Source organism: Filibacter tadaridae (assembly GCF_900609045.1).
GTDB lineage: Bacteria > Bacillota > Bacilli > Bacillales_A > Planococcaceae > Sporosarcina > Sporosarcina tadaridae.
In genome coordinates this window covers 1-235 of the sequence record NZ_UXAV01000074.1, presented here as the reverse complement: position 1 = coordinate 235, position 235 = coordinate 1, and the positions used below count along the sequence as shown (strand labels likewise).

1 rRNA gene is annotated in these 235 nt (G+C 39.1%); it reads right to left on the bottom strand.

The annotated features are described in order from the left end of the window. Positions 1-93: ribosomal RNA gene (locus tag FILTAD_RS15625) — 16S ribosomal RNA — on the bottom strand; the annotation flags it as partial. Positions 94-235 lie beyond the last annotated feature (142 nt).

Here is a 235-nt window from a genome sequence, read left to right as displayed (position 1 = left end):
AATAAGGAGCAAGCTCCTTATTGTTCGCTCGACTTGCATGTATTAGGCACGCCGCCAGCGTTCGTCCTGAGCCAGGATCAAACTCTCCATAATAGAAGAGAATGAGTAAAGAAAAATTGAACTTCATTTTTCTCCTGCTCATTTCTTGCTGGCATTAATTAAAAGAATGTATTTCAATCCTTCGTTAATGACAATTTGTATTTCTCCGCTCCAACAAAAGTTGGATGCTCAGAAA